Source organism: Azotobacter vinelandii CA (assembly GCF_000380335.1).
GTDB classification, from domain to species: Bacteria; Pseudomonadota; Gammaproteobacteria; order Pseudomonadales; family Pseudomonadaceae; genus Azotobacter; species Azotobacter vinelandii.
In genome coordinates this window covers 3596405-3611364 of the sequence record NC_021149.1, presented here as the reverse complement: position 1 = coordinate 3611364, position 14960 = coordinate 3596405, and the positions used below count along the sequence as shown (strand labels likewise).

Here is a 14960-nt window from a genome sequence, read left to right as displayed (position 1 = left end):
TCCTTAGGGATTCTGGGGGCGCCAGGGCTCGATCAGGGCATCGAGGTTCAGGGCATCGGCGAAGTCGAGGAACTGGTCACGCAGCCAACTGATCTGGGTGCCGGCCGGCAAGGTGACGGTCAGGGTTGCGTTGAGCATGGTGCCACCGGTTTGCGGTGCCTGGTAGGTATCGCAGGTGAGGTTTTCCAGTTCGACGCGGTGGTCGATGAAGAACTGGCAGAGCTCGGCGAGAATATCCGGCCGGTAGGCTGCGCTGACATAGGCAACGTAAGGCAATGCCTGCGGGCGATTGTCCAGGGGCTGGCTGCGGGTCAGGTTGTAGGTGAAGTCGTGCCGCTTGGCCAGCGCCGGCAGGCTGGCCTCCATGCGTGCCAGCCCGTCCCAACTGCCGGCCACCTGTACGACCAGGGCGCAAATTTCGCCATGGCGGGTCAGGCGGGTGCTGACAACCGAGCAGCGGCTTTCCTGGCTAGCACGGCACAGCACGTTGGTCAGCTCCATGGGGGCGCTGCCGAGAACGCTGATGACGAGGAACTGTTCGCGAACGGGAGGGGTGGACATGCAGCTTTCCTAAACGATGAGCCGTCGTCGCAAGAGGCGCCGAACAAAGCCGGAAGGGTAACGAAAAGCAGCGTCGAGGGGAATGCTTGGGCTTTGTGGTCAACTTGTACAAGCCAGAGGGCGACAGTACCATTACGACTCATTTTTCCGGCAGGAGTGGTTGCATGATTGCGGGCAGCATGGTGGCTCTGGTCACCCCCATGGATGCGCAGGGCGGTCTGGATTGGGACGGCCTGGGCAAGCTCGTGGACTTCCACCTGCAAGAAGGTACCAACGCCATCGTCGCGGTCGGTACCACGGGCGAGTCCGCGACCTTGGACGTCGCCGAGCATGTCGAAGTCATCCGTCGTGTGGTCGATCAGGTTAATGGCAGGATTCCGGTGATCGCCGGTACCGGTGCCAACTGTACGCGCGAGGCGATCGAACTGACGGCGAACGCCAAGAGCGTCGGTGCCGATGCCTGCCTGCTGGTGACTCCCTACTATAACAAGCCGACCCAGGAAGGCCTGTTCCAGCACTTCCGCGCCATTGCCGAGGCCGTGGCGATTCCGCAAATCCTCTATAACGTGCCTGGGCGCACGGTCTGCGACATGTTGCCGGAAACCGTCGAGCGCCTTTCTAGAGTGCCGAACATCATCGGCATCAAGGAGGCGACCGGTAACCTGGAGCGTGGTCGGGAGGTCTTGGCGCGCGTATCCAAGGACTTCCTGGTGTATTCGGGCGACGATCCCACCGCTGTCGAACTCATCCTGATGGGCGGCAAGGGCAATATTTCGGTGACTGCCAACGTCGTTCCGCGCGCCATGAGTGATCTGTGCGCTGCGGCCATGCGTGGCGAGGCGGCCATCGCTCGGGCTATGAACGAGCGTCTGATGCCGTTGCACAAGGCGTTGTTCCTCGAGTCCAATCCGATTCCCGTGAAGTGGGCGTTGTACGAGATGGGCTTGATTCCCGAGGGTATTCGTCTGCCCCTGACCCCGTTGAGCCCCGCTTGCCACGAGCCGTTGCGTCAGGCTCTCCGCCAGATCGGTGCGCTGGCTTGATCATCGGGAAGCATTGTGCATGAAGCGACTGGCCGGGCTCTCCGCCCTTGCCGCGATCCTTTCGAGTGCCAGCGGCTGTGGCTGGCTGTGGGGAGAGCATGGGTATTTCCGTGACCGCGGCAGCGATTATCTCGAGGCACGGCAGACCGCTCCGATGCGCTTGCCAGCGGATGTCGAGGTCAAGCGCATCGATCCGCTACTGCCGGTGCCTTTGAATGTCGCCGATTTGCAACACGGCTCTGACTTCGAGGTGCCGCGCCCCCAGGCGTTGCAGAGCGGGCAGGAGGTCAACGAGTTCAGCCTGCAGCAGAGTGGTGACTCTCGCTGGCTCGTGGCTCAGCGTGCGCCAGCGGAGGTCTGGCCGATGCTCCGGCAGTTTTTCGAGGATAACGGCTTCAGCCTCTCCGAGGAGCGCCTTTCCGCCGGTGAGTTCATCACCGCCTGGCAACCGCTCGACGCACTGTCCGTACCTTTGGCGCGCCGCCTGGGCGGTCGTGTCTCCGGGCAGACGGGCGGGGGCGAGGTCCGGGTGCATGTGCGTGTCGAACCCGGTGTTCAGCGCAACTCCAGCGAGATTTTCGTGAGCAGTGCGTTGCGTCCGTCCGGTAGCGGCTCCGGCGATGGAGCGGCCGGTCGTGCCGATGCCGGTCTGGATGCAGCGTTGCTCGACGAGATGAATGCCAGTCTGACGCGTAGCGCCGAGCGTGGCGGTTCGGTTTCCCTGCTGGCCGCCCGCGACTTCGATGCGCCGAGCCGTGTCACCCTTTCGCAAGATGGCAATGGCAACCCCTTCCTGAACCTGGATGCCGATTTCGACCGGGCCTGGTCGAGCATCGGTCGTGCCCTGGAAATGGGCAATGTACGGGTCGAGGACATCAACCGCAGCCTCGGGGTGTATTACATCAACCTCGCCGAAAAGGCCGACAGGAATGAGAAACCGGGGCTTCTCGGGCGCCTGTTTGGCGGGAAGGAGGACCCGAAGGAAGTGGAGGCTCGCGCCGAACGCTATCAGGTACGCCTGACCCGGATTGCGGAGGGCATCCAGGTCACGGTGGAAAAGGACATGAATACCTTCGCTCCGGAAGGGGTGGCGCGCCGGGTGCTGAACATGCTTCAGGAACATCTGGGTTAATGCTGCACGGCCTGGGTCGCATTCTGCGACCGTTTCGGCCATGGCACGAATCGATGATGGGCGAAACCTTTCCGGTTTCGCCTATTTTGTTTGATAAAGGCGAAAAGACGCGATGACTACACCTACCAGCCTCAGCCTGAAGAAAATCTATTCGGGCAAAGTCCGCGACCTCTATGAAGTCGACGCCAAGCGCATGCTGATGGTGGCCAGCGATCGGCTGTCGGCTTTCGATGTGATTCTCGCCGAGCCGATTCCGGACAAGGGCAAGATTCTCACTGCCATCTCCAATTTCTGGTTCGGCAAGCTGGCCGGCATAGTGCCGAACCATTTCACCGGAGATCGGGTCGAGGATGTGGTTCCAGCCGCCGAGTTGCCCTTGGTCGAAGGACGGGCGGTGGTCGTGAAGCGCCTCAAGCCTGTGGCGGTGGAAGCCATTGTGCGTGGCTATATTGCCGGTTCCGGTTGGAAGGAATATCAGAAGGGCGGTATTGTTTGCGGCATTCCGTTGCCGGCCGGGTTGAGGGAAGCCGCCAAGCTGCCGCAACCGATCTTCACACCCTCTACCAAGGCGGCACTGGGCGTTCATGATGAAAACATCACATATGCACGCTGCGAAGGGATCATCGGCAAGGAGCTGGCGGCAAAAGTACGCGATGCCTCCATTGCCCTGTACAGTACCGCCGTCGAATACGCTGCCACTCGGGGCATCATCATCGCCGATACCAAGTTCGAATTCGGTCTTGATGAGAATGGTACCCTGACGCTCATGGACGAAGTGCTGACTCCGGATTCCAGCCGTTTCTGGCCAGCCGATAGCTATATGGAAGGACGGAATCCGCCAAGTTTCGATAAACAGTTCGTGCGTGACTGGCTGGAGTCCACCGGTTGGAACAAGCAGCCGCCGGCACCGTCGCTGCCGCTCGAAGTCGCACAGAAGACGGCCGATAAATACCGTGAGGCACTGACCCGCCTGGCCTGCTGAGAAGTCGGGCCGTCGCTTTGCCGCAGTACTTGCCGGAGTTGGCCAATTACCTGAATGCACACAAAAAAATCCATGCGGGGGGGTTCGCCAAAGGCATTCGAGCTGGTATCATGCGCGCCGCCCAGGGGAGATGCCGGAGTGGTCGAACGGGACGGATTCGAAATCCGTTGTATCCGCAAGGGTACCTAGGGTTCGAATCCCTATCTCCCCGCCATATCCAGAGCCTTGCAGTTCTCGAGCTGCAAGGCTTTTTCATGCGATCAATTCTTTCGCCTTGTCTCGTGACGTTCGCACGACGATATACGTCGACCGATACCATTATGCCGACAGGCCTTGGTCCGAACAGTCAGCCGATCTTTTCACACTGTCGATGACAGGCCATCCGATGGCCTTCGGAAGGTCTCTTCTGCTTACTCGCTGACTTGACGGACATCAAGCACGGCCCAGACTTCAAGTCCTTTCTTGCGTACGGCCTTCTCCGCTTCGAGTTTCGCTTCCAGGGTGCTGAGCGAACGAGACTTGTATTCGAACCGGAATGCCGGGCCACCAGTCAGTTTGCGTACACTCAACTCCACCAGAATGTAGCTGAATGGGTGTTTGCGCTTCTCGGGAGCGGGCTTTGCTGGGGCAAGGCCCAATGCCTCGCGCATTTCGGCTTCGGTGATTTGTTGTGAGCTCAATGGGCTTACCTGTCAATTTTGAACATTGAACAAGGAAAAGTTGCCATATGAATTTAAATGCGCATCCTGATCCATCGGATGGAGCGTAAATCCATATTCATGAGGCAACGAACCTTCGACAGCGCACTTTCTCGTTATTCTAGACCGCTGTCAGGAAAGGAGCCCTTTCATCGTATGCCAGCCTGGCTGGATTTTATCAATCTGCTTCTTGCCAGACCGGGCAGTTATCGAAGAGGCTTCCATATTGTATACGAATCATGGCTGTCGGGTAGTTACCACAAGTCTCCTCTGCTTTCCAAGTAAAAATGTGCCACGGAAATGATGGCAGGCAATTGAGCGGGACAGGCTCAAGCGGTTTCCATCATTATTGTATAACCCCATCGAGGATGGCGGGGGAGTGGAGCGCTGGAAGTCCTGCATCGATGACCATTATAGAAAGCTTTTCAACCAGGATGACCAGCGACTGGTTGGAAGCTCCGAAGCGCGGGTTTCCATCGGCTCTCTGTCAATTTATCCTGGCCGGTCGGTCAGTCGGGCAAGAATGGTTGTGCGAACCAATGAAGGCCCCGTCTGTTAGCCATACTCTTGCATCAGAGTCCTGGCTTGCGCCACACGCTGGCGAGCCAGGGTTGTTGCTCGCATGGAAGATCGCTGGGGCGATAGTAGTGTTCGAGTTCGACGAAGCCGGCCGCGTTCAGATAACGTCGCCAGGCGTCGAGGTCGTGATAGCTGCCATAGCGGTTCCCATTCCAGCCCTCTTCGTTGTGCCCGCGTGGATTGGAGCTGAACAGCACGCCGCCAGGCTTGAGGGCTGCATACAGCTTGCCTAGCACCTGGGAGAGTTCCTGGGTGGGGACATGGAACAGCGAGGCGTTGGCGAAGATGCCGTCGAAACGTCCAGTCGGCAGATCGAGTCGCAGGAAGTCCTGCTGCCAGACCTCGCAGCCCGAGTCGGTGCGGGCCATTTCAGCGAAGCGGGGACAGCCGTCCAGGCCGATCGGCTGATGGCCGAGAGCTCGGAAGGCCTTGAGATCGCGCCCTGGACCGCAACCGAAGTCGAGAATAATGAAAGGCGATGGCCCTTCGATGTGGCGCAGCAGAGCGTCGATGTTCTGGCGGACATCGTGATCGCGGGTACCTTCGCGGAAGGCTTCGGCGGATGCAGTGTAGTGTTGCAGCGTGGTTGCGGTGATCTGCCGGAGGTCGTTCGCATCGAGTGCCGGTGATACTTCTTCGGATGGGATCATTTGCGTATCCACTTGCCGTTCAGTTGGATGTACTGGCCTTTCGAGGTCTTCTCCAGAGCCTTCTGTCCGGCGATGGCTTCCACATCGCCTTGTTTGATGCCGTTTTCCCGTGCAAGGCGCTGGTATTCGGTGCGTCGTGCCTGGTTGATCAGACGGGCGATTTCTTCGGCCTGATCGCCTGGACTGACCACACCCAGGTAGCCGTTGGGCATCTCGCCCAGTTGGCCGCGAGCCTTGGCGCCGGAGAGGGCTCCCATGGCTTCGTTGAGACTCATTGCCAGGGCTGGCAAGGCAAGGCCCAGCACGATCAGCAGGGTTGTCATGCGCGCGCGGATCTTCATGGGATCTCCTCAGAACAGGCCGCTGTCCTTGTCGATGATATCGTCCAGGGCCTCGTCCACCCTGACATAGACTTCGTGCTGGATCTTCACGTTGAGGTTGATGTTGATCGGCTCGTCGGGGACGGCCAGTTGCACTGTGGGCGTGCAGGCAGCGGCCAGCAGGCCAAGCAGCGGGACGGCGAACAGATGGCGCAGGCGCATGGGGTTCTCCAATCAGGGGGCGTCGGGGCTTTTTCGCAGTCGCTGCTGCACGCGTTGCCGAATCCTTTCGCTGACGCGGTCGGAGAGCTGCAGGCTGGTCAGCAAGGCCGGAATATCCTCTTCCAGGTTGATGTTGAAGTGGATGGGCCGGCCTTTTTCCAAGGCGGGATTGCGCCCTTCGAGACGCAGTCCCATGCGCAGCTTGCCCTGCTCATCATAACCGAGGTCGCTCGATAGCCGGCTGAAGTGGAAGTTTTCCAGTGCGTCGGCCACCAGTTTCATGGCTGGATTGCTGCGGGCGAAGGTGCGGATTCTTTCGGAGCGGAACTGCAGTATGCCGGGGCCGCGATTGTCCAGTCGACCTTGCTCGATACGCACGCCGGCCGGTCCGACGAGTAGCGGCAGGCGTCCATCCAGGGTCCCTCGGCCAGCCAGTCCTTCGGCCGGGTAGAGGCGGAACAGCTCACCGAGCTGCAGCCCTTCGAGCCGAAGCGGAAGGCTTGCCGAGCCTGTCGACAGATCCCGGCTCGACGGGGGCAGCCAGGCGCGCCCGTCCAGCAGGGCGAGTTCGGCCTGCTGCCAGGCGAGTCGACCGCGCAGTGGCTGCGCCAGGCTTGCCGAATACTGGCCTCGCAGACGCAGTGGGCCGAGCGGGAGACCGGGGTTGAGATGTGTCACCTCCAACTCGGTCAGTTGCAATTCCAGATGCGATCCGCGCAGTCGTGCCTGAATTCGCCCGCTCAGACCGTCCAGTTCGCTGCGCTCGTAGATTCCCGAGAGGCCCTGCGATTGCAGCTTCAACTCGGCCTGCCGTGGCTTACCGGGACTCAGGTACAGGTGGGCGCTGCCTTGCAGGCGCCCCTTGTCCAACTCGAGCCGTGCGGGCCAGTCGCTCAAGGTCGCCGCCAGCGGGTTGCCGGCCTGCAGGAGGATTTCCGTCAGCCGGGCTTCCATGGCCAATGCACCGCCTGAGCTACGCCGTAGCTGCAGGTTCATGCCCAGTCCCCGCTCGCCCTGCAGCATGCCGCCGAGCTGCTGGTGCCCGTCTCCGCCATCGAGACGACCTTGCCAGCGCCAGCCCTGGGCATGCAGGCGGGGATGCTGCAGATTCGCTGTCTGCAGGTGCAGCGGGCCTCCCAGTTGCGAAACGCGCAGCCCTTCGCCGACAGGTTCGGCTGTGAGGTGCAGGCCAGCCAGTTGACCCTGCAATTCTTCCAGGAGCAACTCGGCCAGTGCCAGCCGCCCGAGACTGAAACGCGATCCTTCACCCAGCGCCAATCGCAGGCGTTCGTGGTCGAGCTGACCGGCCATTCGCAGGCGAACTTTCAATCGCTCCAGGCGGTTGCCGGAAAACTGCAGGCGAGGTGCGTCGATCTCGAGCGTGCCGCCCTTCAGTTCGACGCGCCAGTCGGGCAACTGAGGGGCGATATTCAGCTCGCCTTGCAACAGCGCCCGCAGCGGACCTTGGCTGTGCAACCGCAGGCTCAGGGGGAGGTGCGGCGCTTTGCTCGAGGTATTGATGGGGTGGGGGGCGATCTGCAACTGCAGTGCTTCTGGCCGCAGGGGCTCGGGGACGCCCTCCAGCCAGGCGCCCTGTGGTCGAGTCAGGTGGAGATCGGCATGCAACTGGCGGGGTAGCCACTTTCCTGCACTACCGACCAGATTCAGGTCCAGGTCGCCTTTCAGCAGGCCTATCCCCGGTGCCGGCCAGGCTTCGGGCAGGCTGGCGCGGAGGTGGGCTTCTCCCTGTGCCATCTTGCGCAATCTGGATAGCTCCAGTGGACCCCGTGGCCACTGGAGCCGCCAGTCGGCTTCGAGTCCTACGGCCTGAAGGGCGGGACTGGCATCCGTTCGCCAGGGTTCCAGCCACTGTCCGAGCCAGTCCCGCAGCCAAGGGGCCTCGGGCAGGCCCGGCATGGCCAGTTCTCCCCGCCAAGTCTGTTCCGTGTCGTCGCTGCTCAAGATGCCCGATAGCCGGATGCGAGCCTGCCCGTTGAGCAGTATGCGTGCCTGCATCACCAGTTCCTGAAAGCCGGCCCGGCCGTCCAGGTTTGCATCCAGGCTCAGTTGCCGTCCTTCGTGCTGCAGTCGAAGGTCCAGACTGGCCGGCAGCAGGCGGGGGCCGGCATGCTGTGCCTGCAACGAGCCTTGCAGGAGGCAGCGGCCATTGGCGCAGGGAAGCCTGGCAGTGAAGGTATCGATCGCCAGATGTCGGGGAAGGGCGGCCAGGCTGTGCGGATCGGGCGAGCCGGCCGAGGACGGGGCTGCTCCGATGCTCGGGGCTTGCCAGGCCACGTCCAGTCGAGCAATGCGCAATTGTGGCAAGTGCCAGCCCTGGCCATCGTGCGTCGGCCAGTCGAGCCGCGAGTGCTCTGCGATGATTTGCAGACGGCCGCCGCTGGCCTGCCGCTGTTCCAGTTTCAGATATCGCAGGACTGGACCGCTGGAGGTGAAGCGCAGGCCCTGCCAGGAAAGTTGCTCGATGCCTCGGGCATGCAGAAATTGCTGCCAGCGATGATTGCCGTAGGCCAGGGTGACGATCAGGATAGCGCCGACCAGAACTATCCGCCTGGCGTTGCGCCATTTCGGATGGTGAGCCGCCACCGTGAGGTCCTTTGCACGAGCCCGGTTCCCGCGCAAGGGCGAGGCCGTGGGAACGGGATCAAGTCGCGGTTTTGTGTTTGATTGATGAAAAATGACAGCAAGATCAGTCCCAGAATGCGCCGGATTACCTTGCCGTCGGCTTCATGATGCATCTAAATAGATGAAAATCAAGAAGTTTTTTCTGGCCAAAAAAACACCAGTTCAAGCCGAGACCAGAAATCATCGACTCTTGGAAAGGTCGGAAGACTGTTGTCCACCGTGTTATCCACAGCTTCTGTGGATTTCCTTGTCGAGGCAGTGGAACCTCTTCGTCGCACTTTGGCAAGTCTTTACTCCTCGGGAAAAAGGAGTACAGTGCGCGCCTTCTCAAAATGAGCCCGCTGTTCGCTATGAGAATTCGTACCCAGTCCTCTTTGCCTGCCACTTCACAGACACGCCTGCCGGTAAAGGTGGCTTCCTGGTTGCTGGATAGCCCTGCCATCGGCAAGACCCACAGCGCCAAGCGTTTTGCCGGACATCTGCTCAAGCAGGCCGCGCGCCAAGGAGTGGTGGCGGCGCAGAGCCGCCTTGGTCAACTGCTCTGCCGCGACTGTCGAACCCCTCGCGATCGCCGCTTCGGTCTTGAACTGTTGCGTCAGGCTGCACGGGCTGGCGATATCCAGGCTCAGTTGGAACTCGGTCGCCACTGCTGCGAGGCGGGGCCGCTGGAACTGCAACAGGGCCGCTACTGGCTGGAGCAGGCGGCAGCCCAGGGCTCGGGCGAAGCGCTGCGACTGCTCGGCTGCCTTGCCGCGCATTCCTGAGGATCGGCAGTCGTTTCAGCGAAGCCAGAGCGTTGCCAGCCCGGCAAGCAGGCCGCTGGCCATTACTGGCAGGCTGAGCAGGGCCAGGCGGCTCCCGCCGATCACGGCGATCAGCCCACCCTTGACCAGGCTGTTGCTCATGGCGGCGAGAAAGATGCCTCGCACTGCCACCTCGCTATCCAACTCGCCCAGTGCATTGCGCGCCAGTGACAGGGTGATCGCATCGACGTCCGTCATTCCGGCCAGAAGCGCCACGAGATAGACCCCGGTATCGCCCAGCCAGTGGCGGCCAGCCTCCACCAGGAAGAGGATCAGTACCAGCAGGGCGGCAAAGCGCAGCGCCGGGCCCAGTTCGAAGGGGTTCTGCAGCGGCGGTTCGCTCTCGGCGGCTGGCTCCTGCCCGGAGCCGCGATAATGGAGGAGAGCGCCTCCGGCGTAGACCAGGGTGGCGACACCCATCGGCCAGAGCAGACTGGCCAGCAAGCCGGGGTTGATCAGCCCGACCTCCAGCAACACCCGCGGAAACATCAGCGCCGAGGTGGCCAGGAGAGCGCAGGCGAGCAGACGGTGCATTCGTAGCGTTCGCTGCAGACGGGACAGGGTAAGGGTCATCGCGGTGGAGGACACTATCCCGCCGAGCAGGGCTGTCAGCAGCAACCCATGGCGAGTGCCGACCAGGCGTATGGCCATATAGGCGGCAAAGCCGATGGCTGCTATCAGTACCACCATCCACCAGGTCTCGTAGGGATTGAATGCCTCCCAGGGACCATAGCCCCGGTTCGGCAGTACCGGCAGCAATACCACGGAAATGAACAGCAGCTTCAGCATGCCGGAGAGCTCCTGCGCCGTCAGTCGGCGCAGCGCGGCGTGCAAGGCTTCCTTGAGGCTTAGCAGCAGGGCCACCACCACTGCGCCGGCAGCGGCCAGCGCCTGGTGATCCGCGATCAATGCCAGACTGCCGAGCAGGAAGGTCAGCAGCATGGCGATCTCGCTGGTCATGCCCTGATCGCCGGTGTTGCGCAGGTCGCCGAGATAGCCGGCCACTACCAGCAGTCCGAATACCAGCAGCAGGGCGATCCAGGCCGCCAGGCCCAACTGCTGGCCGAGCAGCGCCGACAGGCCACCGAGTAGTCCGCTCAGTCCGAAGGTGCGGATACCGGCGACCAGGCGTGCATCATCGGTTTCGCGCGCGCTCCAGCCGCGTTCGGTGCCGATCAGCAGGCCGATGCCCAGGGCGATGGTCAGATCGAGAAGAAGCTCGGGATTGCTCGGCATGGCGATACCACGGAAGGGAGGGGGGCTGGACGTTCCTGCGCTTCGAAATGCAGCTGCGGGCGGAGCGCCCGCAGCCGAATCAGCGTAGGGCCAGATGGCGGTTGAGCAGGGCGCGCAGGGCTGCCGGCTTGACCGGTTTGCCCAGATAGTCGAGGCCGGTGGCGTGGATCTTGGCCACGGTTTCGGGACGTGCATCGGCGCTGATGACCACGCCCGGCAAAGGCTTGCCGAGGCGGGTGCGCAGCCAGGCCATCAGGTCGGTGCCGGTTTCGCCCTGATCGAGGTGATAATCCACCAGCGCCACCTGCGGACGCAGTTCGCCTTCCAGCAGTTGTTCGCATTCCAGGCGGTTACGTGCCGTCCATACCTGGCAACCCCAGCGTGAGAGCAGGCTGTGCATGGCCGTGAGGATGCTGTCCTCGTTGTCCACGCAGAGCACCTGGGCACCGGTCAGCGCATGGGTGTTGAGCGGCTGCGTACCGTCGGACTTGGCACTGACGACCGGCGCGACGGTGCGGGCCAGCGGGACGGTGACGCTGAAGACGCTGCCCTTGCCGAGCCAGGAGCGTACCTCCAGGCGGTGGTTCAGCACGCGGCAGAGACCGTCGGCGATCGCCAGGCCGAGGCCGAGCCCCTTTTCCGCACGGGTCTGGTGGCTGTCCAGGCGCTTGAATTCCTCGAAGATCTCCTGGCGCTTGTCTTCCGGAATGCCCGGGCCACGGTCCCAGACCTCCAGGCGCAGTTGATCGCCCTGGCGGCGCACACCCAGCAGCACATGGCCCTTGGCATAGCGGAAGGCGTTGGTGAGGAAGTTCTGCAGTACCCGGCGCAACAGTTTCATGTCGCTGTTGATGCGCAGTTTGCTGCTGCGCAGGTGGAAGTCGATGCCCTGTTCCCGGGCCAAGGCCTTGAACTCGGCGCCGAGGGTGTCGAACAGATCGGCGATCGGGAAATTGGTGCGCTCCGGCGTGATGCGGCCGCTTTCCAGGCGAGAGATATCCAGCAGATCGGTGATCAGGTCCTCGGCCGAGCGCAACGAGCAGTCCAGATGCTGCACCAGTCTCTGCGCCTCCGGCGGCAAGGGCGGTTCCTGATGGGCAAGGGACGCGGCGAACAGGCGCGCGGCATTGAGCGGCTGCATCAGGTCATGGCTGACCGCGGCGAGGAAGCGGGTTTTCGACTGGTTGGCCGATTCGGCGTGGGCCTTGGCCTCGACCAGCGCCTGGTTCAGCTTGGAAAGTTCCCGGGTCCGCTCGATCACTCGCTGCTCGAGGCCTTCGTTGGCCTCCTTGAGGGCGCGCTCGGCCTCACGGAACTCGGTGATATCGGTGAAGCTGGTGACGAAGCCACCGCCGGGCATGGGATTGCCGATCAGTTCGATGACCCGGCCGTTGGGGAACAGACGCTCGAAGGTGTGCGGAGTGCCGAGGCGCATCCAGTACAGCCGCTTGCTGACGTGTTCTTCGACATCGCCCAGGCCGAGCAGGCCACGTTCGGCGTTGTAGCGGATCAGGTCGGCAATCGGCCGGCCGACGTAGATCAGGCCCTCCGGGTAGTTGAACAGCTCCAGGTAACGGCGGTTCCAGGCCACCAGGCGCAGAGAGCCGTCGATCACGCTGATGCCCTGGGTGATGTTCTCGATGGCACCCTGCAACAGGGCGCGGTTGAACTGCAGTACTTCGGAGGCCTCGTCGACGATGCGCACGACATCCTCGACCTGCATCTCCCGTCCCTCGATGGCGGCCTTGACCACCGCCCGGGTCGAAGAGGCGCCGAGTACCCCGGCGAGCAGTCGCTCGGTGTGATCGATCCACTCGCTGGTCGCCGCCTGGTTGGGGTTGAACTCCTTGCCCTGGCGCTGGGCGAAGCGTTCGAAGCGCCGGCGCGCATGCTCTTCGCCGACGAAGCGTGCGGCGAGTTCAAGCAGGTCCTGTATCTGGACCGCGAGCAGGGAGCGGCCGCCGGAGCGGCGATTGATTTCCTGACCGACGAAGCGGCTGGCCTGCCAGTGCTCGGAAACACGGGTGCGCGAGAGCATCGACACGGCGGCGAAGACCGCCCAGTTGCCGGCCAGCGAGATCAGCATTCCCAGGGTGATCGAGGTGATCGGCAGACCCAGCGGGCGGCTGGCCAGCCACTCGAGGCCAGGGAACTGGCCAAGCGGCCAGCCCACGCGCTGGGCGATCAGCGGCAGCACCAGGGTGTAGCTCCACAGCAACGCGCCGACGGCGAGTCCGGCGAACACGCCGCGACGGTTGGCCTGCTTCCAGTAGAGCGCGCCGAGCATGGCAGGAGTCAGTTGGGATATCGCGGCGAAGGCGAGCTGACCGATGGTCGCCAGGCTGGTGGTCGGACCGAGCAGGCGATAGATGACATAGGCCATCAGCAGGATACCGATGATGCTGACCCGGCGTACGCTCAGCATCCAGTGGCGGAAGGCTTCGAAGGGCCGCTCGGCGTTTTTCCGGCGCAGCAGCCAGGGCAGCATGATGTCGTTGGAAACCATGGTGGAGAGCGCCACGCTGGCGACGATGACCATGCCGGTGGCGGCCGAGGCGCCGCCGATGAAGGCCAACAGTGCCAGTACGGGGCTGTGTTCGGCCAGGGGCAGGCTGATCACGAAGGTATCGGGAATGATTCCGGCCGGCAGGCGCAGTTGGCCGGCCAAGGCGATCGGCACCACGAACAGGGCCGCGAGGAATAGATATAGTGGAAACACCCAGCGTGCCAGACGCAGGTCCTGCGGTTCGATGTTCTCCACCACCGTGACATGGAATTGCCGTGGCAGACAGACTATCGCCATCATGGCCACGCCGGTCTGCACCAGCAATGCCGGCCAGTTCGTGTCCTTGCTCCAGAACTCCGCCAGTTGTGGAGCCGTCCTGGCCTCTTCGAGCAGATGGTCGAAGCCGTCATACAGACCATAGGTGATATAGGCGCCCACGGCGAGGAAGGCGAGCAGCTTGACCAGCGACTCGAAGGCGATGGCCAGCATCATGCCGCGGTGATGTTCGGTGACGTCGAGGGTGCGCGTGCCGAACAGGATGGTGAACAGGGCCAGGCAGAGGGTCACCACCATCGCGGTGTCCTGCGCGCGCGTGCCGGTGCTGTCCGGACCCGCGCCGATCAGCAGGTTGACGCCGAGCACTATGCCCTTCAGTTGCAGGGCAATATAAGGAAGCACGCCGACCAGGCAGATGAGGGTGACCACCACTGCCAGTGGCTGCGACTTGCCGTAGCGCGCGGCGATGAAGTCGGCGATGGAGGTGATGTTCTCCTGTTTGCTGATCATCACCATCTTTTGCAGCATCCAGGGGGCGAAGAGCAGCAGCAGGATCGGACCCAGGTAGATCGGCAGGAAGTCCCAGAGCTGTTCGGTAGCCTGGCCGACCGCGCCGAAGAACGTCCAACTGGTGCAGTAGACGGCCAGCGAGAGACTGTAGACCCAGGCGCGCATGCGTGGCGGCAAGGGCGCGCTACGGCGGTCTCCATAGAAGGCGATGGCGAAGAGTGTGGCCATGTAGGCCAGGGCGGCCAGGGCGATCACTCCGATGGACAGCGACATGTTGGCTCCAAACAAAACGGTAGCTCCCTGGACGGCTTGACTACACCAAGTGTTGGCTTGCCGAGCGTTTTCAGCAATGGTGAAAAATCATCCGGGAGTCGAGAGTCTTGCAGCAAAATACCCCGTGAACCGCGATTTGCGACCAAGGTAGCAAGCGACCTGCTGTCGCTTGCGGGGATCTGTCGCACCCCTTGGGTTTGCGCCTGCCAAGGCTTCTACATGGGCATTTTCGCGGCTTTCATGAGACTGCGCCGCCTGTGATTCATTTCAGGCGTTCGATGGAGCGAGCCCTTGTCCGATGGCTGTTCGCATGCGGTGCCGGGGGGGCGTTTCAGCCGCTCTTCCCGATCCGACCGTCAACTGCGTTCGATAACCTTTGCAAGTGCTCGCCATTGCTCGCGATCCTCCAGACGATCGGTCTGCAGAGGGGCGGAAATGTCATGGGGCGAGGGGCGGGCGACGCCTGGTGGGGATGGGGCTTCCTGGCCGTTCTTGACGGCGCCCTGTGGATGGGCCGGCGCACGGC

12 protein-coding genes and 1 tRNA gene are annotated in these 14960 nt (G+C 62.5%); 5 read left to right on the top strand and 8 right to left on the bottom strand.

What is annotated here, in order from left to right:
• Window positions 1-3: 3 nt before the first annotated feature.
• Window positions 4-561, bottom strand: a complete 558-nt coding sequence (locus AVCA_RS16060; RefSeq protein ID WP_041807322.1) for a glycine cleavage system transcriptional repressor — start codon at window positions 559-561, stop codon at window positions 4-6.
• Between the two features lie 164 nt (window positions 562-725).
• On the opposite strand from AVCA_RS16060, the gene dapA reads away from it, so the two are divergent.
• The 4 genes from dapA (at window position 726) to AVCA_RS16040 (ending at window position 3932) form a co-directional block, all read left to right on the top strand.
• On the top strand, window positions 726-1604 hold the full coding sequence (dapA, locus tag AVCA_RS16055) for a 4-hydroxy-tetrahydrodipicolinate synthase (protein ID WP_041807320.1): 879 nt from the start codon (window positions 726-728) through the stop codon (window positions 1602-1604).
• Between the two features lie 19 nt (window positions 1605-1623).
• Window positions 1624-2736, top strand: coding sequence for an outer membrane protein assembly factor BamC (bamC, locus tag AVCA_RS16050; RefSeq protein ID WP_012702062.1), 1113 nt, complete (start codon window positions 1624-1626; stop codon window positions 2734-2736).
• A gap of 112 nt (window positions 2737-2848) precedes the next feature.
• The gene (locus AVCA_RS16045) at window positions 2849-3718 is read left to right on the top strand and encodes a phosphoribosylaminoimidazolesuccinocarboxamide synthase (RefSeq protein WP_012702061.1); all 870 of its coding nucleotides are present in this window, start codon (window positions 2849-2851) and stop codon (window positions 3716-3718) included.
• A 124-nt stretch (window positions 3719-3842) separates the two neighbouring features.
• Window positions 3843-3932 (top strand) — tRNA-Ser (locus tag AVCA_RS16040).
• Between the two features lie 196 nt (window positions 3933-4128).
• Here AVCA_RS16040 and AVCA_RS16035 read toward each other — a convergent pair.
• From AVCA_RS16035 to AVCA_RS16015, 5 genes are all read right to left on the bottom strand, one after another.
• On the bottom strand, window positions 4129-4398 hold the full coding sequence (locus AVCA_RS16035; RefSeq protein WP_231876212.1) for a hypothetical protein: 270 nt from the start codon (window positions 4396-4398) through the stop codon (window positions 4129-4131).
• 590 nt (window positions 4399-4988) lie between these two features.
• Complete coding sequence (locus AVCA_RS16030) at window positions 4989-5645, bottom strand: class I SAM-dependent DNA methyltransferase (protein ID WP_012702059.1); 657 nt, start codon at window positions 5643-5645, stop codon at window positions 4989-4991.
• Entirely contained in the window at window positions 5642-5986 is a 345-nt protein-coding gene (locus AVCA_RS16025) for a YdbL family probable chaperone protein (RefSeq protein ID WP_012702058.1), read from the bottom strand. Before AVCA_RS16025 ends, AVCA_RS16030 begins: the two co-directional genes overlap by 4 nt.
• Window positions 5987-5995: 9 nt before the next feature.
• Window positions 5996-6187: a YnbE family lipoprotein gene (locus AVCA_RS16020; protein ID WP_012702057.1), complete on the bottom strand. Its 192-nt coding sequence runs from the start codon at window positions 6185-6187 to the stop codon at window positions 5996-5998.
• A gap of 12 nt (window positions 6188-6199) precedes the next feature.
• Window positions 6200-8791 (bottom strand): intermembrane phospholipid transport YdbH family protein, encoded by a 2592-nt coding sequence (locus tag AVCA_RS16015; protein ID WP_012702056.1) that lies wholly within the window; start codon window positions 8789-8791, stop codon window positions 6200-6202.
• A 449-nt stretch (window positions 8792-9240) separates the two neighbouring features.
• Between AVCA_RS16015 and AVCA_RS25255 the strand changes: the two genes are divergently transcribed.
• Complete coding sequence (locus tag AVCA_RS25255; RefSeq protein WP_012702054.1) at window positions 9241-9594, top strand: tetratricopeptide repeat protein; 354 nt, start codon at window positions 9241-9243, stop codon at window positions 9592-9594.
• A gap of 15 nt (window positions 9595-9609) precedes the next feature.
• On the opposite strand, the gene AVCA_RS16005 is transcribed toward AVCA_RS25255, so the two are convergent.
• Together AVCA_RS16005 and AVCA_RS16000 are read right to left on the bottom strand one after the other, a co-directional pair.
• The gene (locus AVCA_RS16005) at window positions 9610-10869 is read right to left on the bottom strand and encodes an MgtC/SapB family protein (protein ID WP_012702053.1); all 1260 of its coding nucleotides are present in this window, start codon (window positions 10867-10869) and stop codon (window positions 9610-9612) included.
• Window positions 10870-10948: 79 nt separating this feature from the next.
• Window positions 10949-14434 (bottom strand): hybrid sensor histidine kinase/response regulator, encoded by a 3486-nt coding sequence (locus AVCA_RS16000; RefSeq protein WP_012702052.1) that lies wholly within the window; start codon window positions 14432-14434, stop codon window positions 10949-10951.
• Window positions 14435-14960: the final 526 nt, after the last annotated feature.

Coding starts and splice junctions, on each gene's coding strand:
- AVCA_RS16060 (WP_041807322.1), bottom strand. CDS start 561: ATGTCCACCCCTCCCGTTCGCGAACAGTTCCTCGTCATCAGCGTTCTC.
- dapA (WP_041807320.1), top strand. CDS start 726: ATGATTGCGGGCAGCATGGTGGCTCTGGTCACCCCCATGGATGCGCAG.
- bamC (WP_012702062.1), top strand. CDS start 1,624: ATGAAGCGACTGGCCGGGCTCTCCGCCCTTGCCGCGATCCTTTCGAGT.
- AVCA_RS16045 (WP_012702061.1), top strand. CDS start 2,849: ATGACTACACCTACCAGCCTCAGCCTGAAGAAAATCTATTCGGGCAAA.
- AVCA_RS16030 (WP_012702059.1), bottom strand. CDS start 5,645: ATGATCCCATCCGAAGAAGTATCACCGGCACTCGATGCGAACGACCTC.
- AVCA_RS16025 (WP_012702058.1), bottom strand. CDS start 5,986: ATGAAGATCCGCGCGCGCATGACAACCCTGCTGATCGTGCTGGGCCTT.
- AVCA_RS16020 (WP_012702057.1), bottom strand. CDS start 6,187: ATGCGCCTGCGCCATCTGTTCGCCGTCCCGCTGCTTGGCCTGCTGGCC.
- AVCA_RS16005 (WP_012702053.1), bottom strand. CDS start 10,869: ATGCCGAGCAATCCCGAGCTTCTTCTCGATCTGACCATCGCCCTGGGC.
- AVCA_RS16000 (WP_012702052.1), bottom strand. CDS start 14,434: ATGTCGCTGTCCATCGGAGTGATCGCCCTGGCCGCCCTGGCCTACATG.